Annotated in this window: 20 protein-coding genes; 13 read left to right on the forward strand and 7 right to left on the reverse strand. The window is 70.7% G+C overall.

Features of this window, described 5'->3' with window-relative positions:
- Positions 1 to 12 precede the first annotated feature (12 nt).
- A complete protein-coding gene (rplL, locus tag CEP17_RS00375) occupies positions 13 to 396 on the forward strand; it encodes a 50S ribosomal protein L7/L12 (protein ID WP_005051460.1) in 384 nt (127 codons plus the stop codon).
- A 69-nt stretch (positions 397 to 465) separates the two neighbouring features.
- On the opposite strand, the gene CEP17_RS00380 is transcribed toward rplL, so the two are convergent.
- Positions 466 to 1485: a LacI family DNA-binding transcriptional regulator gene (locus tag CEP17_RS00380; RefSeq protein WP_112930840.1), complete on the reverse strand. Its 1020-nt coding sequence runs from the start codon at positions 1483 to 1485 to the stop codon at positions 466 to 468.
- 227 nt (positions 1486 to 1712) lie between these two features.
- On the opposite strand from CEP17_RS00380, the gene CEP17_RS00385 reads away from it, so the two are divergent.
- From CEP17_RS00385 to CEP17_RS00405, 5 genes are all read left to right on the forward strand, one after another.
- A complete protein-coding gene (locus CEP17_RS00385) occupies positions 1713 to 3047 on the forward strand; it encodes an extracellular solute-binding protein (RefSeq protein ID WP_112930841.1) in 1335 nt (444 codons plus the stop codon).
- Between the two features lie 117 nt (positions 3048 to 3164).
- Positions 3165 to 4511 carry a sugar ABC transporter permease gene (locus CEP17_RS00390; protein ID WP_112930842.1) on the forward strand — a complete coding sequence of 449 codons (1347 nt, stop codon included), beginning with the start codon at positions 3165 to 3167 and terminating at the stop codon, positions 4509 to 4511.
- Positions 4508 to 5485: a carbohydrate ABC transporter permease gene (locus CEP17_RS00395; protein ID WP_112930843.1), complete on the forward strand. Its 978-nt coding sequence runs from the start codon at positions 4508 to 4510 to the stop codon at positions 5483 to 5485. The genes CEP17_RS00390 and CEP17_RS00395 overlap by 4 nt, the downstream gene beginning before the upstream one ends.
- A 75-nt stretch (positions 5486 to 5560) precedes the next feature.
- Positions 5561 to 8428: an HAD-IC family P-type ATPase gene (locus tag CEP17_RS00400; RefSeq protein ID WP_112930844.1), complete on the forward strand. Its 2868-nt coding sequence runs from the start codon at positions 5561 to 5563 to the stop codon at positions 8426 to 8428.
- Positions 8425 to 10086, forward strand: coding sequence for an amidohydrolase (locus CEP17_RS00405; RefSeq protein WP_112932820.1), 1662 nt, complete (start codon positions 8425 to 8427; stop codon positions 10084 to 10086). Before CEP17_RS00400 ends, CEP17_RS00405 begins: the two co-directional genes overlap by 4 nt.
- A 9-nt stretch (positions 10087 to 10095) precedes the next feature.
- On the opposite strand, the gene CEP17_RS00410 is transcribed toward CEP17_RS00405, so the two are convergent.
- Together CEP17_RS00410 and CEP17_RS00415 are read right to left on the reverse strand one after the other, a co-directional pair.
- Entirely contained in the window at positions 10096 to 10770 is a 675-nt protein-coding gene (locus CEP17_RS00410) for a DUF305 domain-containing protein (protein ID WP_112930845.1), read from the reverse strand.
- Positions 10767 to 11477: a DUF3105 domain-containing protein gene (locus tag CEP17_RS00415; RefSeq protein WP_039411468.1), complete on the reverse strand. Its 711-nt coding sequence runs from the start codon at positions 11475 to 11477 to the stop codon at positions 10767 to 10769. The genes CEP17_RS00410 and CEP17_RS00415 overlap by 4 nt, the downstream gene beginning before the upstream one ends.
- Positions 11478 to 11721: 244 nt before the next feature.
- Here CEP17_RS00415 and CEP17_RS00420 point away from each other — a divergent pair, with 244 nt between their 5' ends.
- The 7 genes from CEP17_RS00420 to CEP17_RS00450 all read left to right on the forward strand — a co-directional run bounded on the left by CEP17_RS00420 (position 11722) and on the right by CEP17_RS00450 (position 19012).
- On the forward strand, positions 11722 to 13062 hold the full coding sequence (locus CEP17_RS00420; protein ID WP_231560203.1) for a multidrug effflux MFS transporter: 1341 nt from the start codon (positions 11722 to 11724) through the stop codon (positions 13060 to 13062).
- A gap of 27 nt (positions 13063 to 13089) precedes the next feature.
- Positions 13090 to 13734: a phosphatase PAP2 family protein gene (locus tag CEP17_RS00425; RefSeq protein WP_112930846.1), complete on the forward strand. Its 645-nt coding sequence runs from the start codon at positions 13090 to 13092 to the stop codon at positions 13732 to 13734.
- 5 nt (positions 13735 to 13739) lie between these two features.
- Entirely contained in the window at positions 13740 to 15698 is a 1959-nt protein-coding gene (locus CEP17_RS00430) for a helicase HerA-like domain-containing protein (protein ID WP_112930847.1), read from the forward strand.
- 74 nt (positions 15699 to 15772) lie between these two features.
- The gene (locus tag CEP17_RS00435) at positions 15773 to 17332 is read left to right on the forward strand and encodes an SDR family oxidoreductase (protein WP_112930848.1); all 1560 of its coding nucleotides are present in this window, start codon (positions 15773 to 15775) and stop codon (positions 17330 to 17332) included.
- Between the two features lie 9 nt (positions 17333 to 17341).
- Positions 17342 to 17941 carry an N-acetyltransferase gene (locus tag CEP17_RS00440; protein ID WP_112930849.1) on the forward strand — a complete coding sequence of 200 codons (600 nt, stop codon included), beginning with the start codon at positions 17342 to 17344 and terminating at the stop codon, positions 17939 to 17941.
- Positions 17942 to 18107: 166 nt separating this feature from the next.
- Positions 18108 to 18584: a MogA/MoaB family molybdenum cofactor biosynthesis protein gene (locus CEP17_RS00445; RefSeq protein WP_036314715.1), complete on the forward strand. Its 477-nt coding sequence runs from the start codon at positions 18108 to 18110 to the stop codon at positions 18582 to 18584.
- Positions 18584 to 19012, forward strand: a complete 429-nt coding sequence (locus CEP17_RS00450) for a molybdenum cofactor biosynthesis protein MoaE (protein ID WP_036314713.1) — start codon at positions 18584 to 18586, stop codon at positions 19010 to 19012. The genes CEP17_RS00445 and CEP17_RS00450 overlap by 1 nt, the downstream gene beginning before the upstream one ends.
- Before the next feature lie 3 nt (positions 19013 to 19015).
- Here the strand turns inward: CEP17_RS00450 and CEP17_RS00455 are convergent, their stop codons facing one another.
- Genes CEP17_RS00455 through CEP17_RS00470 form a run of 4 tightly spaced genes read right to left on the reverse strand, consistent with a single transcriptional unit; the run spans position 19016 to position 22096 of the window.
- Entirely contained in the window at positions 19016 to 19249 is a 234-nt protein-coding gene (locus tag CEP17_RS00455; protein WP_112930850.1) for a MoaD/ThiS family protein, read from the reverse strand.
- Positions 19249 to 19719, reverse strand: coding sequence for a cyclic pyranopterin monophosphate synthase MoaC (moaC, locus tag CEP17_RS00460; protein ID WP_112930851.1), 471 nt, complete (start codon positions 19717 to 19719; stop codon positions 19249 to 19251). Before moaC ends, CEP17_RS00455 begins: the two co-directional genes overlap by 1 nt.
- The gene (glp, locus tag CEP17_RS00465; RefSeq protein ID WP_112930852.1) at positions 19716 to 20981 is read right to left on the reverse strand and encodes a gephyrin-like molybdotransferase Glp; all 1266 of its coding nucleotides are present in this window, start codon (positions 20979 to 20981) and stop codon (positions 19716 to 19718) included. Before glp ends, moaC begins: the two co-directional genes overlap by 4 nt.
- Positions 20978 to 22096 carry a ThiF family adenylyltransferase gene (locus CEP17_RS00470; RefSeq protein WP_112930853.1) on the reverse strand — a complete coding sequence of 373 codons (1119 nt, stop codon included), beginning with the start codon at positions 22094 to 22096 and terminating at the stop codon, positions 20978 to 20980. The genes glp and CEP17_RS00470 overlap by 4 nt, the downstream gene beginning before the upstream one ends.
- Between the last annotated feature and the right edge of the window lie 58 nt (positions 22097 to 22154).

A 22154-nucleotide genomic window follows, 5' to 3' on the forward strand; every position in this document is an offset into this window, starting at 1 on the left:
AGGAGATACATCATGGCGAAGCTCACCACTGAGGAGCTGCTCGAGCAGTTTGCCGGCCTGACCCTCGTCGAGCTCAGCGAGTTCGTGAAGGCGTTCGAGGAGAAGTTCGACGTCACCGCTGCTGCCCCCGTCGCCGTTGCCGGCGCTGCGGGTGGCGCGGGCGGCGCGGAAGAGGTCGAGGAGAAGGACTCCTTCGACGTCATCCTCGAGGCTGCTGGCGACAAGAAGATCCAGGTCATCAAGACGGTCCGCGAGCTCACCTCGCTGGGCCTCGGCGAGGCCAAGGCCGTCGTCGACGGTGCCCCCAAGGCCGTGCTCGAGGGCGCGAACAAGGAGACCGCCGAGAAGGCGAAGGCTGCCCTCGAGGAAGCCGGCGCGACGGTGACCCTGAAGTAATCAGCTCTTCTCGAAGAACTGCAGTGAAGGCCCCCGGGTTCGCCCGGGGGCCTTCCGCGTTCTCTGCGTTCAGACGCCGCTCTCGACCGGAGCGATGCCTGCGGTGGAGCTGCGGACGATCAGGCGCGCCGGAATGCGCAGCTCGGTGCGGGCGCGGCCGGGCTCCGCGATCTCGGCGAGCAAGACGCTCACCGCAGCCCGCCCCTGCTCCCGGGGGACCTGCTGCAGAGTGGTCAGGGAGAACATCTCGGCGAACTCGTGATCGTCGATGCCCGCGACGCTGAGCGCGGACGGCACCTGGATGCCGAGGCGGCGTGCGGCGATGATGGCGCCGATCGCCACTTCGTCGCACACCCCGACGATGGCGGTCGGACGTCTGCGCGTATCGCTCAGCAGATCCGCCGCGGCGGCGTAGCCGCCGGGCAGGGTCACTTCGGAGTGTGCGTGACGGATGAAGCTCGCCAGCCCGGCTTCGGTCATCGCGTGCTGGTAGCCCGACAGCCGCTCCTGGTCGACGTGGGCCCAGTGGCTCTGCGGTGCACCGCCGACGAACGCGATGTCGCGGTGGCCGAGGGCGATCAGGTGCTCGGTCGCCCGCCGCGCCGCGTAGTCGTCGTCGACCGCGACGACGCTCGTCAGCTCGCTGGAGCCGACGACGCTGACGATGGGGCGGTCGATGCGGGTCAGCCGCTCCAACTCGTGATCGACCGGTTCCAGACCGACGGCGATCAAGCCGTCGAATCTCTTGCGTGCGAGGAAATCGTCGAAGATGCGGGCACGGCCCTCGGTGCCCGGCTTTGCGTCGTAGAGCGTGAGATCGAGACCTCGTTCCAGCAGCGCCTGCTGGATGCCTTCGAGCACCTCCGCGAAGAACCACCGGTTGACGTACGGCATGACGACACCGATGTTCTGGGTGCGCCCGGTCGCAAGGCCCACCGCACCCGCCGACGGCACGTATCCCAGTTCTGCGGCGGCGGCCTGGACGCGCGACTTGGTCGCTTCCGACACGTACCCGGCGCCGCTGAGAGCGCGGCTGGCCGTCGCTTTCGATACGCCGGCGTGGGCGGCGACTTCGGCGATGCCGGCCATCGGTGCTCCTCCTCGAGCGCTGTTCGCTGACTTTCTCACGGCTCAGTATGGAACCGGTTGCTCTCATCTTCGTGTCGCGGGATGCCGCGTGGTAGTGGTTGTTATCGGGTTGTGACAATCGTCGGGTTGTGTCGTGGGAGCGGGTCCAATAGCTTGGCCTGGAATCGGTTCCGGAACGGAGCCGTGTGCACCAGGAATCATCCGAGCACTCAATGAGGAGGAATCACATGGGGATGTCACGGCGGCGCTGGATTGCGCCTCTGGCTGTCATGGGCGTGGCGGCGTTCGCACTCGCGGGCTGCGCCGAGGGCGGCAGCAGCGGCGGCAGCGCCAGCGGGACGGGGGCGGCCGGGGGGACGGTTCGCATCTCCGGCGGTATCACCGGCTCCGAGGCCGACGCCCTCCAGAAGGTCTTCGACGACTGGAGCAAGACGAGCGGGATCACCGTGCAGTACACCGGTGACAAGAGCTTCGAGGCGAACATCGTCACCAAGGTCACCGGTGGCGACGCGCCCGACATCGCGATCGTGCCGCAGCCGGGTCTGCTGAAGACCCTGGTCGGCACGGGCGACGTCAAGAAGGCGACGCAGGCGGTGGAGGACAACGTCAACGCCAACTGGTCGCCGGACTGGAAGAAGTACGGCACGATCGACGGCACGTTCTACTCCGCGCCGATGCTCGCCAACATCAAGGGCTACGTCTGGTACTCCCCGGCGAAGTTCAAGGAATGGGGCGTCGAGGTTCCGAAGACGTGGGACGAGCTGCTCACGCTGACCAAGACGATCCAGGAGAAGACGGGGGCCGCGCCCTGGTGCGCCGGCTTCGAGTCGGGCGGCGCCTCCGGCTGGCCGGGCACCGACTGGATCGAGGACCTCGTCCTGCGCCAGTCCGGCCCCGACGTCTACGACCAGTGGGTCGACGGCTCGGTGAAGTTCACCGACAAGCCGATCGCCGACGCCTTCACCGCGGTGGGCGACATCCTGCTGAACCCGTCGTACGTCAACGCCGGCTTCGGCGATGTCAAGAGCATCAACAGCACGGCATTCGGTGACGTCGCGGCGAAGGTCGCCGACGGTTCGTGCCCGATGACCCACCAGGCGTCGTTCCTGACGGCCAACTTCCTCACGGTGAAGACGGCGTCGGGTCAGGCTCCCAAGGTCGCACCCGACGGCGATGTCTACGCCTTCGTGCTCCCGGGCTACAAGGAGGGCGCGGCCACGATCGAGGTCGGCGGCGAGTTCGTCGCGGGCTTCTCGGACAACGAGGCGACGCAGAAGGTGCTCGAGTTCATGTCGAGCGCCGACTTCGCCAACGCGCGAGTCAGCGAGGGCGGCGCGATCTCGGCCAACCTCAAGGCGGACCCGAGCAAGGCCTCGAGCGAGTTCCTGACCGAGGCGATGAAGCTGCTGCAGGACCCGAACACCACGGTCCGCTTCGACGCCTCGGACCTCATGCCCGCCACGGTCGGCTCCGGCTCGTTCTGGAAGGGCATGGTCGACTGGATCGACGGCAAGGACCAGGCCACGGTCCTCAGCGACATCCAGGCCGGCTACAACAACTAGTCACACCAGCCGCGTGACACCGCGGGCGGGATGCCGTAGCCTCGGCATCCCGCCCGTGGCGCCCGCGCCCCGTCTCGCTCCCATTCCGCGTCCACCGAAGCACACGGAGGCTCATCGATGTCCGCACCCACCACCGCGCCCGCGCGAGACAAGACGGACAGGCTGGCGCCTGATCCCGGTCCGCGCCGCGCCTTCTCACCCCGCGTCACCGCCGGTATCGCCACCGGTGCGCTCGTCATCCTGCTGGCTCTGGTGGTGCTGCTCCTGCTGAGCACTCCCGTGGAGGACCCGGCGAAGATCGTCATCCCCGGAGTCTCGCTCACCGCGTTCTTCCAGTGGCTCGGCGTGATGGGCCCGATCGTGCAGATCCCCATCATCCTCGTCGCCTTCGCCGCCGTGGTCGGTGTGCTGCTCCTGCTGATCGAGTACGCGCCCCGTCCCGGGCGGGTCTACTTCTGGATCCGCCTCGTCGCCTGCTTCGCGATCCCGGTCCTGGCCCTGCTGCTGCTGCGCCCGTACGCGAACGCCTTCATCTACGTGCTCGGCATCGCGCTCGTCTCCGGTGCCGCGCTGTTCGTACTCGACTACCGCGCACGCAAGGGCGCCGGCTATCTTTTCCAGCTCGTGCTCTTCGCCGCCCCGGCTGCGGTGCTGCTGCTGATCGGTCTCATCTACCCGTTCTTCGCGACGTTCGTGCAGTCGTTCTTCGACAAGACGGGTGCCGAGTTCGTGGGCTTCGACAACTACGTGTGGGTCTTCACGCAGCCCGAGGGCACCTGGTCGGTCATCAACACCGTCATCTGGGTGCTCATCTGCCCGACGATCGCCACCATCGTGGGTCTCGCCTACGCCGTGTTCATCGATCGCGCCGCGGGCGAGCGGTTCTTGAAAGTGCTGATCTTCATGCCCTTCGCGATCTCGTTCGTCGGCGCGGGCATCATCTGGAAGTTCATGTACGACTACCGTCAGGGCGACCAGCTGGGTCTGCTCAACGCCATCATCACGGCGTTCGGGGGCGACCCCGTCGCCTGGCTCAGCGTCACGCCGCTCGTGAACAGCCTGCTGCTGATGGTCGTCTTCATCTGGAGCCAGACGGGACTTGCGATGGTCATCCTCTCCGCCGCGATCAAGGCGGTTCCGCCGGAGCAGGTCGAGGCCGCGGAGCTGGACGGCGCGAACGCGTGGGAGCGGTTCAGGAACGTGACCGTCCCCGGCATCCGCTCGTCGATCGTCGTCGTGGTGACCACCGTCGCCATCGCGTCGCTGAAGATCTACGACATCGTCGCCGTCATGACCGGCGGTCGCGCGAACACCTCCGTGCTCGCCTTCGAGATGGTCAACCAGCAGCAGCGCTTCCAGAGCTACGGGCACGCGGCGGCGCTGGCCGTCGTGCTGTTCATCTTCGTGACGCCGCTGATCGTGTTCAACATCATCCAGATCCGCAAGCAGAGGGAGATCCGATGAGCACCGGAGTCGACATCATCGAGCCCGTCACCGACACCCGCTCGGCTCGACAGGTCTCCCGCGACACGCGCAAGCACGAGGCCATGGCGCGTAAGCGCCTGACCTCCAAGGGGGCGACGATCGCGGCGCTGGTCATCGCGATCTTCTGGACCATCCCGACCTTCGGCCTGTTCGTCACCTCGCTGCGCCCCGGCTCGGACGTGCAGAGCACCGGTTGGTGGACGGTGTTCACCGACCCGTCGTTCACGCTGGAGAACTACCAGAAGGCGCTGACCTCGGGAGGCACCGCGCTGACTCTGGGCCAGTCGTTCCTCAACTCGCTCGCGATCACGATCCCGGTCGTGTTCTTCGCGCTGGCGGTGGCCTCGCTGCTCGCCTACGCCTTCGCCTGGATCGACTTCAAGGGGCGCAACCTCGCGTTCATCGCGGTGTTCGCCCTGCAGATCGTGCCGCTGCAGATGGCGTTGGTGCCCCTGCTGAGCCTGTTCTCCCGAGGGATGACGATCGGCGACGTCACCGTCTTCCCGGCGCTGGATCTGCGCGGACTCGAGCACAGTTTCGCGACGGTGTGGATCGCGCACACGATCTTCGCGCTGCCGCTGGCGGTGTTCCTGCTGCACAACTTCATCGCGGAGATCCCCAGCGAGGTGATCGAGGCGGCGCGGGTGGACGGCGCCGGCCACGGCCAGATCTTCTTCCGGATGATCCTGCCGTTGGCGGCGCCGGCGCTCGCGTCGTTCGCCGTCCTCGAATTCATCTGGGTGTGGAACGACCTGCTGGTGGCCACGATCTTCGCTCCGTCGTCATCGCTTCCGATCACCCAGTCGCTCAACTCGCTGTCGGGGACGTGGGGTGATCAGTGGTTCCTGCAGGCCGCGGGCACGTTCATCTCGATCATCGTGCCGCTGGTCGTCTTCTTCGCCCTGCAGCGCTTCTTCGTGCGGGGACTTCTGGCGGGGGCGACGAAGGGCTGATTTTCGGCGGGGCCCTTCGGGAGCGGCGCGGGATTCGCGAGCACGCGAGCCGCGCCGCTCCTTTAGTGTGAAGCCATGAGCAGCCCCGGCGCCACGGCGCCCGCACCGATCGAGGAGGTCGATCCCGCGGTCGGACTGCGCGCCGCGGAGGTCGATGTTCGGACGGCCGATGGTCGGTCCAACGCCTACCGCGCCGAGACCAGTCGCAGTGCGTTGAGCATCATCCGCGCCAACGTGTTCACGCTGTTCAACGGCATCGTCTTCGCGTGCTTCGGCATCCTCTTCGCGCTCGGACGCTGGCAGGACGCCCTCTTCGGCTTCGCCGCCGTCGCCAACGCGGTCATCGGTTCGGTGCAGGAGTTCCGGGCCAAAGCCGCCCTCGACAAGCTCGCGCTGCTGAACGCCGCGCAGGCGCGTGTGCGACGCGACGCCGTGGAGCAGGAGGTCGCGCAATCGGCCGTCGTGCTCGCCGACATCCTCGTGCTGCGCGCCGGTGACCAGGTGCCGGCCGATGCGCGCATCGTGCGCTCGCGAGGTCTGCAGATCGACGAGTCGATGCTGACGGGCGAGTCGGACGCCGTCGACAAGCACCCTGGAGACGAGGCGCTGTCGGGGTCGATCGTGGTCGGGGGCGAGGGCGATGCGCAGGTCGTCCGTGTGGGCGCCGACGCCTACGCGAATGCGTTCGCCGATGAGGCGAAGCGGTTCTCCCTCGTGGGCTCCGAGCTGCGCGACTCGATCAACCGTGTGCTGAGCTGGGTCGGCTGGGCGATCGGCCCGATCGGTCTGCTGGTGCTGAACGCTCAGATGCAGGTCGCCGGCGGATGGCGCGCCGCGTGGGAGAGCGGCAGCTGGGTGCAGGCCGTCGTCAATACGATCGCATCGCTGACGGCGATGATCCCGCTCGGGCTGGTGCTGATGACCTCGATCACCTTCGCGGTGGGAGCCGCGCGCCTGGCGGCGCGTCAGGTGCTCGTCAACGAGCTGCCCGCCGTGGAGGGTCTCGCCCGGGTCGACGTGATCTGCCTCGACAAGACCGGCACGCTGACCGAGGGCGAGATCGCCTACGACGACGCCCACCTGCTCGACGAGGTCGCCGGCTGGCGGCGGACGCTCGGTTGGTACGGCAGCGCTCCGGACGCGAACGCGACGGCGCGCACGCTCCGGGAGCCGTTCGCTTCCGAGGCGGAGGACCGGCCGCGCACCGCGCGGGCGAGCATCGCGTTCTCGTCGGCGCGGAAGTGGAGCGCGGTGGCGTTCGACGACGACGGCGATCCGGCGGGAACGTGGGTGCTCGGAGCGCCCGAGATGGTGTTCGGCGCCGCCGCGACCGACGTCGCCGACCCGCTCGGAGCGGCCGTGGTCGAGCGCGCCTCGACCGGCCGCCGCACCCTCGTGCTCGCCTTCTCGCCGCGACCGCTGACGACGGCCGATGTCGAGGCGGAGAGCCTGCCCGACGAGCTCGTGGCCGTCGCGGTGCTGACCTTCCGCGAGAAGGTGCGCACCGACGCCGCGCAGACGCTCGAGTACTTCCGCGCGCAGGGCGTCGGCATCCGCATCATCTCCGGCGACAACCCGCGCACCGTGGCCGCCATCGCGCGCGAGGTGGGCGTGGATGCCGAGGAGGGCTACGACGCCCGCGCGCTCCCGGACGACGATGCGGCGCTCGCTGCGGTGCTGGAGGAGCACACCGTCTTCGGTCGCGTCACGCCGGATCAGAAGAAGCGCATGGTGCTCGCTCTCCAGTCCCGCGGGCACACCGTCGCGATGACGGGCGACGGTGTCAACGATGCGCTCGCGATCAAGACCGCCGACATCGGCATCGCCATGAACTCGGGCGCGGCGGCGACGAAGGCGGTCGCGCGGCTCGTGCTGCTCGACGGGCGGTTCTCACACCTGCCCGACGTCGTCGCCGAGGGGCGGCAGGTCATCGCCAACATCGAGCGCGTCTCGATGCTGTTCCTCACCAAGACGACGTACGCGACGCTGCTGGCGCTCCTGTTCGGCGTGCTCGTGCTGGAGTTCCCCTTCCTGCCCCGCCAGCTCTCGATCACCGACGGGCTGACCATCGGCATCCCGGCGTTCTTCCTCGCGCTCATGCCCAACGCGCAGCGTTACATTCCGGGGTTCCTGCGACGTTCGCTGAGCTTCGCCGTTCCGGCGGGCGTGATCGTGGCGGTCACCCTCACCCTCTACACCCTCATCGTGCGGGGTGCCGAGACGCCGGTCGACGAGGTGCGGACGGGGGCGACGATTATCCTGGCCGTCGTGGGCATCTGGATCCTCGCGGTGCTGAGCCGGCCGCTCAACCGCTTCAAGGGCGCGGTCGTGGGAGGCATGTTCATCGCTCTGGTCGTGATCTTCTCGGTGGCCCTCTCGCGCCAGTTCTTCATGCTCGTCGACCCCGGCCAGACGACGGCACTAGTCGTGACGGCCGGCTGCATCGGCGCCATCGTGCTGATCGAGATCGTGCGGGCGGTGCAGCGCCGTTACGTCGCCCGAGCGCTGCAGGATGCCGCGCCGCACGCCATCTCGCACACCCGAGAGGTGTCGCGGCCGGTGCCGGTGACCATCGCCGTGGCGCTCGTCTACGTCGGCGGCCTGGCGAACGCCATGTTCGGGATCCTGTTCCTGCTCACCCGCTACGACGTCCCCGGCTCGCTGGTGATGAGCGTGTCGCTGATCGGCGCCGGCATCATCCTGTTCGGGCTGCTGTCGGTGGCCGCCGCCGCCGGGCTGGGCCGCGGCAGCGGACTGTCGCGCCTGTTCATCAGCGTGCTCGCGGTCGCCCTCGTCGGCCTGCAGCTGTGGAGCCTCGTCGTCGACCACGACTGGGACGGCTGGTCCGTCGCCCAGGTCGTCGTCTACGCCGCGGTGCTCGTGGCGGTGTGGGCACCGCCGGCGAACCGCTTCTTCCGTCCGGTCCTGCGAGCCGGGTCATGACGGCGCTGATCGTCACCGGCGGACCGGTGTTCGACGGGGAGCGACTGATCCCGGCGACGGCCGTCGCGGTGCGCGACGGGATCATCGTCGCGGTGGGATCGCTCGCCGATGCCCGCGCGGCCGCCCCGGGCGCCGACGAGCTGGATGCCGCGGGCGGCGTGATCGCGCCCTCGTTCGCCGACGCCCACGTGCATCTGGGCCTCGTGGCCCTCGAGGCGCTGGACTGCAGCCTCGATGACGCCGGAAGCGAGGCGGGATGTCTGGAGCGGGTGCGCACCCACGCCGACTCGCTGGACGACCCGCAGGCATGGGTGCGCGGTGGCGGCTGGCGCGCGGAGTGGTTCGCGGGCGGTACGCCCTCGCGGGAGGCGCTCGATGCGATCGTTCCCGACCGGCCCGTACTCCTCCTCGACAGCGACAGGCACGGCGGTTGGGCGAACTCGCGCGCACTGGCCCTCGCCGGCATCGATCGCACGACCCCCGACCCGCCGGACGGGCGTATCGTCCGCCGTGCGGACGGCGAACCGCAGGGGACGCTGCGCGAGGGCGCCGTCGACCTCGTCGGACGCGTGGCGCCCGAGCCGAGTGCCGCCGCGCTGGCACCCGGCATCCGCGCGGGGGCCGATCACCTGATCTCCCTCGGTGTCACCGCCTGGCAGGAGGCCGCTCTGGCGTCGTTCGGCAGCATCCCCGACTTCACCGACGCGTACCATCTCGCGCTCGCCGCAGGACTGCGCGGTCGGCCCACCGGCGCGATCTGGGTGCCTCGCGACCTCACCGTGGACGGCGTCGATGCCTTCGTCGCCGGCGTCCGGGAGCGCGCCGACGCCGCGCACGCCACGGGCTTTCCCACGCGCACCGCCAAGCTCATGCTGGACGGGATCATCGAATCGAAGACCGCCGCGCTCGCGGACGGCTATCCCGACGGGTCGGCTGGTCTGCGCTACTTCTCCGATGAGCTCGTGCACCGTGTCGTCGCCGCGCTGAACGCGGCCGGTCTCGCCGTGCACGTGCACGCGATCGGCGATACCGCCGTCACCCAGGCGCTCGACGCGTTCGCCGCCGGTGCCGCCCCGACCGGTGTGCGCAACCACATCGCGCATCTGCAGGTCGTCAATCCGCGGGATGTGCCCCGATTCGCCGCGACCGGAACCACGGTGAACGCACAGGCCTTCTGGGCCTGCCGCAACGAGGTGATGCGCACGGTCACCGAACCGCTGCTCGGGCCCGTGCGCGCGGCATGGCAGTTTCCGTTCGGCTCCCTCCGTCGCGCGGGTGCCGCCCTGGCGATGGGCTCGGACTGGCCGGTCTCGACCCCCGATCCGTGGACGGCGATCGGCGTCGCCGTCACCCGTCGCGAAGTCGGCGTCGCGGATGCCGAGCCGCTCGGTTCCGGGGAGGAGCTGTCGCTGAGCGCGGCGCTGGCCGCATACACGAGCGGCTCGCACGAGCTGATCGGCGACGGCACGGTCGGACGGATCCGCGCGGGCGCTGCCGCCGATCTCGCGGTGGCCGATCGCGATCCGTTCGCCGGCGCGCCCGAGGAGATCGGGTTCACGCGCACCGCGTGGACGGTGTGCGCCGGTGAGGTGATCGGCGCTCACACGCACGCAGGCTCGGAGCGCGGCCGTGCAACGGCGTGCCCCGCCTGCGCGTGAGCGGCCGCGTTAGCCCGTGCAGCCGAGTCCGGCGCGCAGCGAGGTCATCAGGTCGATCTCGGCGGACTGCGTCGCGATGACGCCCTGAGCGACCGCGAGCGCACGCGGCTCGTGTCCGAGCCGCAGCAACGCCTGCGCCATCGGCAGCGCGCCCTCGTGGTGTCGGATCATGAGGCCGAGGAACGTGCAGTCTGCCGCGGTGCCGGACTGTGCCCGCATCGCGGCGAGCTCGGCGGCGCTCGCCATGCCCATCTGCGTCATCAGCTCCGCGTCGGTCGGACGCGTCGCACCGCCGCCGTGTTGGTGAGAGGAGTCCGCGGCATCCATCCAGGCCATCAGCGGACCGCCGGTCTGGGGCAGGCCCCACTTCACGAGCCAGTCGTAGAACTCGCCCTTCTGCGCCGACTGCGTCGTCGCGATGTCGTAGGCCAGCACTCGCACGCCGTCGTTCGGCGTCGTGCGGTAGATGTCCATCGCCATCTCGACCGCCTGGCCGTGATGCAGCTGCATGTCGCGCGCGAACCCGGCCTCGGGGGAGTCGGACGTGGGCGCCGCCGCGCCCTCCGCGCCGAAGGTGGAGAAGCGCCCGATCGCGAACGCGAGCGCCGCCACGGCGAGCGCGACCAGCAGCACCGCCCACCACGGGGGGAGGGTGCGTCCGGTCGCCGGCTCGGGTGCGGTCACGACTGCTTGCCCGGCCCGTCGATCGCGCCGCTGCAGGATGCCGTCGGCTCCGGGACGTTCTGGTTGCGCCAGTACTCCTCGAAGAAGGTCGGGATGCGGGGGTCGCTCGCACTGTCGAGCTTCAGCTGTGCGTTCCAGGCGCTCAGCACGATCGGGCTGGGCAGGCCGACGTACGGTGAGAGGATCACGTACGACGAGGGCAGCTGCGCCTTCAGGGCGTCGAGATCGGCGCCGCTGACGCGCGTCTGGTCGTAGGTGACCCACACGGCGCCGTGCTCGAGCGAGTGCACGGCGTTCTCGTTCTGCTGGGGCTGGTCGTAGATGCCGCAGTTCAGCCAGAACTGGTTGTGGGGGCCGCCCGCCGGCGGATTCTGCGGATAGTCGACCGTGCCGGCGACGTGCTGCGTGGCGTTCGCGAACGTCTCGACGCCGTCGATGACGGCGCCGGTTCCTCCGGCCTGGTAGGTGACCGGCTTCGGCGCGAAGGCGATGGATGCCGCGACGACAGCGACGACGGCGACGGCTGCGGTGCTGCCGACGATCCACCAGGTCAGACGGCTGCGCCGCCGGCGCGCGAGCTGACGCTGGTACTCGGCGAGCTTCTCCTGCTTCTGGAGTTCGCGCTGCTGCTTGACGGTCAGTTCGATGTTCGCACGCGTGGCGGGGTTGCCGCTCGTGCGTTTGCGGTCGGACGGCGTGGGGGTCATGGATCCTCGGCTCGGGTCGCGGTCGGGGTGATCAAGGCACGGGTGCCTTCCGATCGTATGCGCATGAATGACTCGGATGCTGGGGAAACGGTTAGGATCGAAGGAGTCTCGAATCGTTTCGAACCTCTTCGCCGGCGTCATCGCGCTCCGATCGACGCCTCGCCGCCTCTTCGCGACCGCGCGGCGCTCTGCGCTGCGGCATCCGCGTCGCCCGTCTGTCCGTCATCCCACCCGTCTGGAAACCGTGCGCGAAAACCCCGCCCCCCGAACTGCCTCGACACCCCTGCCCGCGGCTGCGCGTACGGCCACCGGTGCCATCCGCACGCTCGGATCGCACCCCGCCACCGCTCCGGTCGTCCTGCACCCCGGTGACGCGATCTCCACCGCACGCCGCGTGGTGTACATCATCCTGCTCGGCGCGCTCACTGCGCTCGGACCCTTCACGATCGACCTCTACCTGCCCGCGTTCCCGACGTTGCAGGCCGACTTCCGCACGTCCGCCGCGGCGATCCAGCTCACCCTGACCGGCACGATGGTCGGCTTCGCGCTCGGTCAGCTGATCGTCGGACCGCTCAGCGACAAGGTCGGACGCCGCGTGCCGCTGCTCGCGGTCACCGCCCTTCACGTCGTGGCCAGTGCCGCTGCGGCTCTCGCCCCCGATCTCACGCTCCTCGCGATCGCGCGCGTGTTCATGGGCGTCGGGGCTGCAGCCGGTGGCGTGGTCGCGATGGCGATCGTCCGCGACCTGTTCGGAGGTCGCCGGCTGGTGGTCATGCTGAGCCGGCTCGCGCTGGTGTCGGGAGCAGCCCCCGTCGTCGCGCCGCTCATCGGCTCCGCTCTGCTGTCGGTCATGCCGTGGCGTGGCATCTTCGTGGTCCTGGCGCTCTACGGTGCGGTGATGCTCGTGGCGGCGATCTGGCTCATCCCCGAGACGCTGCCGGCCGCGCGGCGCAAGGAGCGCGGGGCGACCACGGTGCTGCAGCGCTACCGCGGCGTCTTCAGCGATCGGGTGTTCGTCGGTGTCCTGATCATCGGGGGCATGTCCTTCAGCGGTCTCTTCTCGTACCTGTCGTCCTCCTCGTTCCTCTTCCAGGAGACGTACGGCTTCGACGCCCAGCAGTACGGATTGCTGTTCGCCGCCAACTCCCTCGGCCTCGTCGTGGGTGTGCAGGTGGCCGCGCGGCTCGCGGCCCGCTTCGGCCCGCAGTGGGTGCTGTCGGTGTCGACCGGCGTGCTGGTGCTCGCCGCGATCGCGATCATCGCGTGCGACCAGCTCGGGTGGGGGCTGTGGGGCACCATGGTGCCGCTGTTCGTGTTCATGACGGCGTGCGGCTTCACCTTCCCCTGCGTGCAGGTGCTCGCGCTCGATCGCCACGGCAAGGCCGCCGGCACCGCGGCATCCATCCTCGGGGCGACGAACTTCGGCGTCGCGGGGCTGATCTCCCCGATCGTCGGATGGGTCGCGCGGGATGCCGGCATCACGGCGACGACGATGGCATCGGTCATGGTGGGGTGCGCCCTGATCGGGGCGGTCTCGCTCTGGGCGGTCGTGCGACCGTGGACCGTGGAGCGGCTCGCGCCCTGAGCCGCCGGCGTCCGGCACAATGGGGCGATGAGAGCGCCCCTGGACGACGACGTCACGACGATCATGCTGCAGCGGCTCGTCGTGGGGGTGTTGTTGATCGCGACCACGGTGTGGCTCGGCATCCAGGTGGTGGTCGAAGCCGACGTGAACGTCGACGAGTGGTGGAACGTGTTCGTCGACCGTTTCGCCTTTCTCGACGGCGTCGCCCTCGCGATGAACTTCCTCGGCGGCGGATGGTTCGCCACCTTCGTCGTCCCGCTCGCGGGCGTCGCGCTGCTGCTGTCCCGGCGTCGTCCGCGCGGCGCGCTGTTCGTGGTCGTCGCGTCCCTGGGAAGCGTCGCGCTCGTGCAGCTGCTGAAGGCGCTGTTCGGACGCGCCCGACCCGAGGACATGATCGTCTTCTCCGATCACGGCTCCTTCCCCTCCGGACACACCGCGAACGCGGCGACGGTCGCGACGATCGCGGTCATCCTCTTTCCGCGGGTGTGGGTCGCCGTGGTCGGCGGCGCGTGGGTGTTCGCGATGGCGTTCAGCCGCACCCAGGTGCACGCCCACTGGCTGAGCGACACCGTCGGCGGCACCCTCGTGGGCGTGGGGGCGACCCTCGTGGTCGCGGCGATCTGCGCGCGCATGCTCGAGCGTGAGAACGAGCGGGTGCGCTCGCTAGGCTGAGCGCCATGAGCGCTGTCGATGACGCAGAACTTGCCCGACTGCAGGCCGAGGCGGAAGCGGCGGAGGCCGCGCTGAAGCTCGCCCAGGCCAAAGCCGCGCTCGCCGCCGCCCAAGCCGCGCGCGCTGCGGGAGGTGCCGCTGCGGGGGCTGCCGCTGCGGGGGCTGCCGCGGCGGGGGCGGCCGCTGCTGCGCCTGCGGAGGAGATTTCCGCTCCGGAGGTCGACGCGGGCGTATCGACTCCTCCCGAGGCGATATCTCCTCCCGAAGCGTCGGCGGCGGATGCCGCGCAGACGGTTCCCGAGGCGCCGGCGGCGGATGCCGCGGCATCCGGTCCTTTGAACGACGCGCAGGTTGCGGCGATCGCGAAGGGATACGCCTTCGACGGCCTCACCCTCGATCTCGGGGCACTGATGAACACCGACCCGGTGCCGTCGGCGCAGATCCGCATCCCGCTGGGGATGATGAACCGGCACGGCCTGGTCGCGGGAGCCACCGGCACCGGAAAGACCCGCACGCTGCAGGGGCTCGCCGAACAGCTCGCCGCGAAGGGCGTGCCCGTCTTCGCCGCCGACATGAAGGGCGACCTGTCGGGCGTGGCGACGCCCGGCGAGCCGAGCGAGAAGCTGCTCGCGCGGACGGCCGCAATCGGTCAGGAGTGGACGCCCGCGGCATCCGTCACCGAGTACTTCGCCCTCGGGGGCGTCGGAAAGGGCGTGCCGGTGCGGGCGACCGTCTCGGGGTTCGGACCGCTGCTGCTCAGCAAGGTGCTCGACCTCAACGAGACCCAGGAGTCGAGCCTCGGGCTCGTCTTCCATTACGCGGACGCCAACGGGCTGGCCCTGGTCGATCTCTCCGATCTGCGCGCCGTGCTCACCTGGCTCACGAGCGACGACGGCAAGGACGAGCTGAAGGCGCTCGGCGGACTGTCGTCGGCGACCGCCGGCGTGATCCTGCGCAAGCTCATCACCTTCGCCGACGACGGGGCCGACGTCTTCTTCGGCGAGCCGGAGTTCGACGTGCGCGACTTCCTGCGTACTGCCGCCGACGGGCGCGGTGTGATTTCGCTGCTGGAGGTTCCGGGCGTCGCCGACAAGCCGGCCCTGTTCTCGACGTTTCTCATGTACCTGCTGGCGGAGCTGTTCGAGATCCTCCCGGAGGTGGGGGATCTCGACACACCGAAGCTCGTGTTCTTCTTCGACGAGGCCCACCTGCTGTTTCGCGATGCGTCGAAGTCGTTCCTGTCCGCCATCACCCAGACCGTCCGCCTCATCCGCTCCAAGGGCGTCGGCGTGTTCTTCGTCACGCAGACGCCGAAGGACGTTCCCTCCGACGTGCTCGGCCAGCTGGGCTCACGCGTGCAGCATGCCCTCCGTGCCTTCACGCCCGACGACGCCAAGGCGCTGCGGGCGACCGTCGGCACGTATCCGAAGAGCGGTTACGACCTCGAACGGGTGCTGCAGGAGCTCGGCACCGGTGAGGCGATCGTCACCGTCATGAACGAGAAGGGCGCTCCGACCCCGGTCGCCTGGACCCGACTGCGCGCGCCGCAGGGCCTCATGTCGCCGACCCCCGACCCCGATATCGAACGAGCCGTGCACGCCTCGCCGCTGCTGGCCCGTTACGGGACGCCGATCGACCGGGAGTCGGCGCGCGAGATCCTCACCGCGAAGATGAACGCCGCCGCCGAGGCGGACGCCGCGGCCACGCGGGCCGAGGCGCAGGAGCAGGCGGCGAAGGAGCAGGAGAAGCAGCAGGCCGCGCAGGCGAAGGCGGATGCCGCCGCCGCGCGCGAGCGGCAGAAGGAGTACGACCGGATCCTCCGCTCCACCGGCGGCTCGACGCAGACGACGCGCACGTCGCGTTCGTCGCAGAAGTCGCCGCTTGAGCAGGTGCTGAACTCGAAGTCGACCCAGACGATCCTCAACTCGGTGATCCGAGGACTGTTCGGCACCGGCCGCCGCTGACGTTCGCCCTTGCGGGCGAAGAGCCCGTGCGCAAGGGGATGCGCCGCGGGCAGCGGCCGTCTAGCGTGACGGACATGAGCGAGCTGTCGAGCCCCACCGGCCGGGAAGAAGAGCTGCGCGCCGTGCCGCGCGCAGACGGCACGGCGCCGCGTGCGCTCGTGCTCGGTGCGACCGGCTACATCGGGGGACGGCTGGTGCCGCGGCTGATCGCGGCCGGCTACCGCGTGCGCGTGCTCGTGCGCGACGCGGCACGCCTGAGCGCGTTCTCCTGGGGCGACGAGGTCGACGTCGTGGTCGGCTCGGCCGTCGACGAACCGGCGCTCGCGCAGGCCTGCGCCGACGTCGACGTGCTCTACTACCTCATCCACTCGATGTCGGCCGGCGCCGGTTTCGAGCAGGCCGATCTCGCCGCCGCGCGCGCCGTCGCGACGGCGGCGGCCGCGGCATCCGTCGCTCGCCTGGTGTACCTGGGCGGGCTGCACCCGGAGGGCGTGCCGCTGAGCCCGCATCTGCGCTCCCGGGTCGAGGTGGGGGAGGTGTTCCTCGCCAGCGGTGTGCCCACGCTCGTGCTGCAGGCCGGTGTCGTGATCGGGTCGGGGTCGGCCTCGTTCGAGATGATCCGCCACCTCACCGAGGTGCTGCCGTACATGCCCGCCCCCAAGTGGGTGCGCAACTTCATCCAGCCGATCGCCGTCCGCGACGTCATGCACTACCTGCTGGGCGCCGCGCGCGTCGCCGCCGACGTGAACCGCGCCGTCGACATCGGCGGACCCGACGTGCTGCGCTACGGGCAGATGATGAACGGCTACGCGGTCGAGGCGGGCCTGCCGCAGCGGCCGATCGCGCCCCTGCCGGTGCTCACGCCGGGACTGGCGTCGCACTGGGTCAACGTCGTCACACCGGTGCCGCGCTCGATCGCGCGTCCGCTCATCGCCTCGCTGCAGAACGAGTGCGTCATGGACGACCACGACATCGACGCCATCATCCCGCCGCCGGCGGGCGGCCTCACGCCCTATCGCCGGGCCGTGGCGCTGGCCCTGGGGCGCGTCGCGGCCGACAGCGTGGAGACGAGCTGGCAGGATGCCGAGGTCAGCGGCGTGCCATCGGATCCGCTGCCGTCCGACCCGGAGTGGTCGGGGCGCACCGTGTTCACCGACGTGCGCACGGCGACGACGACCGCGAGCCCCGCGCGGCTCTGGGAGGTCATCGAAGGGATCGGCGGCGAGAACGGCTGGTACTCCGCGCCCGTGCTGTGGGCGCTGCGCGGCTGGATGGACCGGGTCGTCGGAGGCGTGGGGCTCGTGCGCGGACGGCGCAATCGCAGCCGCGTGGCCGTCGGCGATGTCGTCGACTTCTGGCGTGTCGAGAAGGTCGAGCCGGAGCGACTGCTGCGCCTGCGTGCCGAGATGAAGGTACCCGGTCTGGCGTGGCTCGACCTCGGCTGCGAGCCGGGCGCCGACGGCGGCGCCGTGTACCGCCAGCGCGCGGTCTTCTTCCCGTCGGGGCTGTCGGGCCGGTTGTACTGGCTGGCGGTGCTGCCGTTCCACGGGTTCATCTTCCGGGGGATGGCCAACCGCATCACGGCGGCGGCGGAGCACGCGGATGCCGCCGAGCACGTGGATGCTGCGGCCTAGACTCGCGCCGTGGCCCATCTGCGTTCTTTCCGCCCCGGCGACGAGCCCGCCCTCGCCGAGATCTGCCTGCGCACCGCCGACACGGGCAGCGACGCCACCGGCATCCTGGACGACGACGACATCTGGGCGGCCGTCTTCGTGCTGCCCTACGTCGCGCGCCACCCCGAACTGGCCGTCGTGGTCGAGACCGATGACGGTCGGGTCGCGGGCTACGCCGTCGCCACCGGCGACACCGATGGGTTCGAGGAGTGGTTCCAGCACCAGTGGTGGCCGCGGTTCGCGCAGCGCTGGCCGGCGCCGGTGGGCGCGGCGGCGACCCGCCAGGATTCCGTGCTCGCCTACGCGTACGGACGTCGCCCCGGTGTGGAGCCCTTCGCGCGCCACTACCCCGCGCACCTGCACATCGATCTGCTTCCCGAACTCCAGGGCCAGGGTTGGGGGCGCCGTCTGATCGAGACGCTGCGGGACAGGCTTCGGGCCGCGGGCGTGCCGGGGGTGCACCTGGTCGCCGCCGGCACCAACGCCGGCGCCATCGCGTTCTACGAGCGTCTGGGCTTCACGCGCCTGGACGCTCCCGCGGACGTCGCCGCCTTCGGCATGCTCCTGTAGCGCCCCTCCCGCCTCTTCGCCGAGCCGCCATGTTCTCGCCGACCCGCCACGATATGTCGCGCCGAAGCATGGCGGCTCGCGCGGAAGGTGGCGGCTCGGCGATGAGACGTGGGGGAGGGAGGGGGGAGGGAGAGGGGGGGAGGGGGTGGGGGCGTNGGGTGGGGGCGTGGGCAGCCTCGCCGTCGTGATCACCGTCTCGGATCGGTCGGCTGCGGGTGCGCGTGCCGACACGGCGGGCCCGCTGGCCGTCACGGCGCTGCGCGAGGCGGGGTGGGAATGCTCCGACGCCCGGGTCGTCGCCGACGGCGCCGACAGCGTCGAGACGGCGCTGCGCGCCGCGCTCGACGACGGCGCGCGTCTCATCGTCACCACCGGGGGCACCGGTGTCGCCGCCCGCGATGAGACCCCCGAGGGCACCGATCGCGTCATCGAACGCACGATCGACGGCATCTCCGAGGAGCTGCGCCGGCGCGGCGTCGCCGAGAAGCCGGCCGGCATGCTCTCCCGCGGTCGTGCCGGGGTCGCCGCGCGCGCCCTGATCGTCAACCTGCCCGGATCGCCCGCGGCGGTGGCCTCCGGGATGCCCGTCATCCTGTCGGTCGCCGCTCACGTGGTGCATCAGCTCGACGGAGGAGATCACTGATGACTGCCGTTCGCATCGCCCGCATCACCGACGAACCGCTGGATGCCGCCGCGCACCTCGCCGCCGTCGACGACCCCCGCGCGGGGGCTGTCACGAGCTTCATCGGCACGGTCCGCGATCACGACCCCGATGCCGACACGGCCGTCGTCGCGCTGGAATACTCCTCGCACCCGGATGCCGAGGCGACGCTGCACGACATCGCGCTGACCGCCATCGGCGACACGCGTGCGACCGTCGCTGTGAGCCATCGCGTCGGACGTGTAGAGGTCGGCGAAGCCGCCGTCGTCATCGCGGTGTCCACCCCTCACCGTGCCGAGGCGTTCGAGGTGTGCCGCGCCATCATCGAGGCGATCAAGCGCGAACTGCCGGTGTGGAAGCGTCAGCTCACGGCCGACGGCGCCGCCGCCTGGAAGGGCATCGGCGGCTGAGGCTCACCCGCCGGCGAACGGCGGGAGCACGTCGACCAGGGTGTCGTCGCCCAACACCGTCGACGTGTCGGTGCGTCGTCCATCGACGAGCACGGCGCAGCGGGGAAGGATGCGTCCGAGCGCCGGGTACTCCCGCGCCCAGGCGGCGCGCAGGTCGTCGAGATCGGTCTCGGCTCGCACCTCCTCGGCACGCCCGGCGAACTCCGCGGCGGCGGCGAAGTATCGGACCCGCGGCATCAGGACTCCCGCACCCAGTCGCCCGACTTGCCGCCGGTCTTCGCGAGGAGGCGGACGTTCTCGATGGACGTGCCCTTGTCCATGCCCTTGACCATGTCCACGATCGTGAGCGCGGCCACCGCTGCCGCCGTCAGTGCTTCCATCTCCACCCCGGTGCGGTCGGCGGTGCGGACGGTCGCCGTGATCTCGACGCCGTCGTCCGTGATCGCAAGGCCGACGCTCGCGCCGTGGACGCCGATCACGTGGGCGAGCGGCAGCAGCTCGGGTGTGCGCTTGGCGGCCTGGATGCCGGCGATGCGCGCGACGGCCAGCACGTCGCCCTTGGGCACCGTTCCGTCGCGGAGCGCTGCGACGACGGCGGGAGCGCAGCGGACCACGGCGCCGGCTGTCGCGGCGCGCACCGTGGGCTGCTTCTCGGTCACATCGACCATGCGGGCGTGGCCGGCCTCGTCCAGGTGGGTGAAGCTCATGCGTCCCATCCTTCCAGCAGGTGGACCTGCACCGGGTCGCCCTCCCGCACCTCCGCGATGTCGGCCGCGACGACGGCGAGCGCGCGCGCGAGGCCCAACCCGCCGGCCAGGTGCGATCCCGACCCGCCCGCGGTCGCGGGGCGGACCGTCCACGTCGGCGCCGAGGTGTCGATGACCGCGGGCAGGTACTGCCGCCGTCCCTCGGGGGTCCGCCACGACGTGCCGGCCGGCAGGGTCAGACGCGCCCGCTCGACGGTGCGCCGCCCCTGCATCGTCAGCAGAGCGGGGCGGACGAACACCTCGAACGAGACCGCCGCGCTGACCGGATTTCCCGGCAGACCGAACAGCAGAGCGATGCCGGTCGGCGTCGGCAGGGTGCCGAATCCCTGCGGCTTGCCCGGTTGCATCGCAACGCGGGTGAAGGTCATCGCCGCGGCGAGCTCGGTGCGCACCACCTCGAATGCGCCGGCGCTGACGCCGCCGGAGAAGACGACCGCATCGACGGGTGCCGCCAGCAGTGCGGCCACCGCGTTGCGCAGAGCTTCGCCCTCATCGTCCACGACGACCTGAGCGACCACCTCTGCGCCGGCCGCCGCGACGAGGCCGGCGAGCAGCACGCCGTTGGATTCGGGGATCTGCCCGCGTCGCAGCGGCGTTCCGGCCGGCGCCAGCTCGCTGCCCGTCGAAACGATGCCGACCCGCGGACGCGCCGAGACGACCGCGTGAGTACGGCCCGCGGCGGTTGCCGCGGCGATCTGGAGCGGTCCGAGCACGACGCCCGTCTCGAGCACCACATCGTCCGCGCGGAGGTCGTCGCCGGCGCGGCGGACGAATGCTCCCGCGGCGCGCGGCGCACGGCGCACGGTCGTGTTCCGAAGGGAGTCGGCGAGGCCGCCCTCGGTGTCTTCGAAGGGCACGATGGCGTCGGCATCCGAGGGCACCGGCGAACCCGTCATGATGCGCGCGGCCTCGCCGGGGGCCAGCGGGGGATCGTCGGACGTGCCGGCGGGAAGATCCGCCACGACGCGGAGGATGGCGGGATCCTCCGGACTCGCGTGAGCGACGTCCGCGAAGCGCACGGCGAAGCCGTCCATGGCGGAGTTGTCGAAGACGGGGATGTCCAGAGCTGCGCGCACGGGCTCGCGCAGTGTCGCGCCGGTGGCCGCGGTCAAGGGGAGGCGCACGGCGGGCAGTGGGCGCACGGCGGCGAGCACGTCCGCGAGCTGCTCCTCGACGGTGCGCAACGGCGCGTGGGAGGTCATGCCTGCTGCCACGCGGCGAGACCGCCCACCAGGATGTCGGCGTCGACGCCGCGAGCGCGGAGCGCTTCGGCAGCGTGACGGGCGCGGATGCCGTGCGCGCAGATGACGACGACATGCTCGTCGTCGATCTGCGCCGGATCGTCCAGCAGGTCGCCGAGGGGGATCAGAACCGATCCGGCGACGACGCCGGTCTGCGTCTCCCACGGCTCGCGCACGTCCAGGAGGGTGGCCCCGGCCTCCTGCGCGGCGAGCATCTCGCTCGCCGTCAGTTCGCGGATCGGCGCAGGCGCCGCTTCTGCCGGGGCGACGCTCGGCGACGGCGACGGCGATGGCGATGGCGAGGCGGGAGCGGACGCCCGCAGCGCCACCTCGGTCTGCGTGCCGCGCAACGCGTCGATCACGAGCACGCGGCCCAACAGGGGCTCGCCGATGCCGACGATGAGTTTCACCGCCTCGATCGCGAGAATGCCGCCTACCTGAAGGCACAGGGCACCCAGCACGCCCACCTCGGCGCAGGTGGGTGGGGTGCCGGCGGCGTCGGCCGGGTGCAGGTCGGACAGCACGATCGGCTCCGTCCCCGCGGGAGGCGCGCTCCAGAACACCGTGGCCTGCGCATGGAACTCCTGCAGCACGCCCCAGACGAGCGGGATGCCGAGACGCTCGCAGGCGGCGGCGACCGCTGCCCGGGTGTCGAACGTGTCGCTGCCGTCGACGACGAGATCGGCGCCGTGGAGCAGATCTCCCGCATTCTCGGTCGTGAGGCGTTCGTTGACCGGGATGACGACCGTCTCGGGCGACAGGTCCGCAGCGACGCGCTGCGCCGACGCGGTCTTGCGGGCGCCGATGTCGACGTGTCGGTGCAGGAGTTGCCGCTGGAGGTTGCTGAGGTCGACGACGTCGTCGTCGATGACCGTGAGGGTGCCGATACCGGCGGCAGCGAGCGCCATCACGACGGGCGAGCCGAGGCCGCCGGCCCCGACGACGGCGACGTGCGCGGCCGCCAGCCGGCGCTGACCGAGATCGCCCACGCCGTTGAGCACGAGGTGGCGCTGAGTGCGGGCGCGCTCGGCGGGGGCGAGGGCGGGAACGGGGTCGACGAGAGGAGGCAGCGGCACGGAGCCAGCGTATCCGCCGTGTCTGCCCGCGGGGCCGGGGACCGAGAAGTCCTCCGCG

Source organism: Microbacterium sp. PM5 (assembly GCF_003293595.1).
GTDB lineage: Bacteria > Actinomycetota > Actinomycetes > Actinomycetales > Microbacteriaceae > Microbacterium.

What these genes read in the sequence shown, in the direction of transcription:
- CEP17_RS00385 (WP_112930841.1), top strand. Translation starts at nt 1,713, where the DNA reads ATGGGGATGTCACGGCGGCGCTGGATTGCGCCTCTGGCTGTCATGGGC.
- CEP17_RS00390 (WP_112930842.1), top strand. Translation starts at nt 3,165, where the DNA reads ATGTCCGCACCCACCACCGCGCCCGCGCGAGACAAGACGGACAGGCTG.
- moaC (WP_112930851.1), bottom strand. Translation starts at nt 19,719, where the DNA reads ATGAGCTTCACCCACCTGGACGAGGCCGGCCACGCCCGCATGGTCGAT.
- CEP17_RS00455 (WP_112930850.1), bottom strand. Translation starts at nt 19,249, where the DNA reads ATGCCGCGGGTCCGATACTTCGCCGCCGCCGCGGAGTTCGCCGGGCGT.
- CEP17_RS00435 (WP_112930848.1), top strand. Translation starts at nt 15,773, where the DNA reads ATGAGCGAGCTGTCGAGCCCCACCGGCCGGGAAGAAGAGCTGCGCGCC.
- CEP17_RS00400 (WP_112930844.1), top strand. Translation starts at nt 5,561, where the DNA reads ATGAGCAGCCCCGGCGCCACGGCGCCCGCACCGATCGAGGAGGTCGAT.
- CEP17_RS00450 (WP_036314713.1), top strand. Translation starts at nt 18,584, where the DNA reads ATGACTGCCGTTCGCATCGCCCGCATCACCGACGAACCGCTGGATGCC.
- CEP17_RS00415 (WP_039411468.1), bottom strand. Translation starts at nt 11,477, where the DNA reads ATGACCCCCACGCCGTCCGACCGCAAACGCACGAGCGGCAACCCCGCC.
- CEP17_RS00425 (WP_112930846.1), top strand. Translation starts at nt 13,090, where the DNA reads ATGAGAGCGCCCCTGGACGACGACGTCACGACGATCATGCTGCAGCGG.
- CEP17_RS00395 (WP_112930843.1), top strand. Translation starts at nt 4,508, where the DNA reads ATGAGCACCGGAGTCGACATCATCGAGCCCGTCACCGACACCCGCTCG.
- CEP17_RS00380 (WP_112930840.1), bottom strand. Translation starts at nt 1,485, where the DNA reads ATGGCCGGCATCGCCGAAGTCGCCGCCCACGCCGGCGTATCGAAAGCG.
- CEP17_RS00430 (WP_112930847.1), top strand. Translation starts at nt 13,740, where the DNA reads ATGAGCGCTGTCGATGACGCAGAACTTGCCCGACTGCAGGCCGAGGCG.
- CEP17_RS00405 (WP_112932820.1), top strand. Translation starts at nt 8,425, where the DNA reads ATGACGGCGCTGATCGTCACCGGCGGACCGGTGTTCGACGGGGAGCGA.
- glp (WP_112930852.1), bottom strand. Translation starts at nt 20,981, where the DNA reads ATGACCTCCCACGCGCCGTTGCGCACCGTCGAGGAGCAGCTCGCGGAC.
- rplL (WP_005051460.1), top strand. Translation starts at nt 13, where the DNA reads ATGGCGAAGCTCACCACTGAGGAGCTGCTCGAGCAGTTTGCCGGCCTG.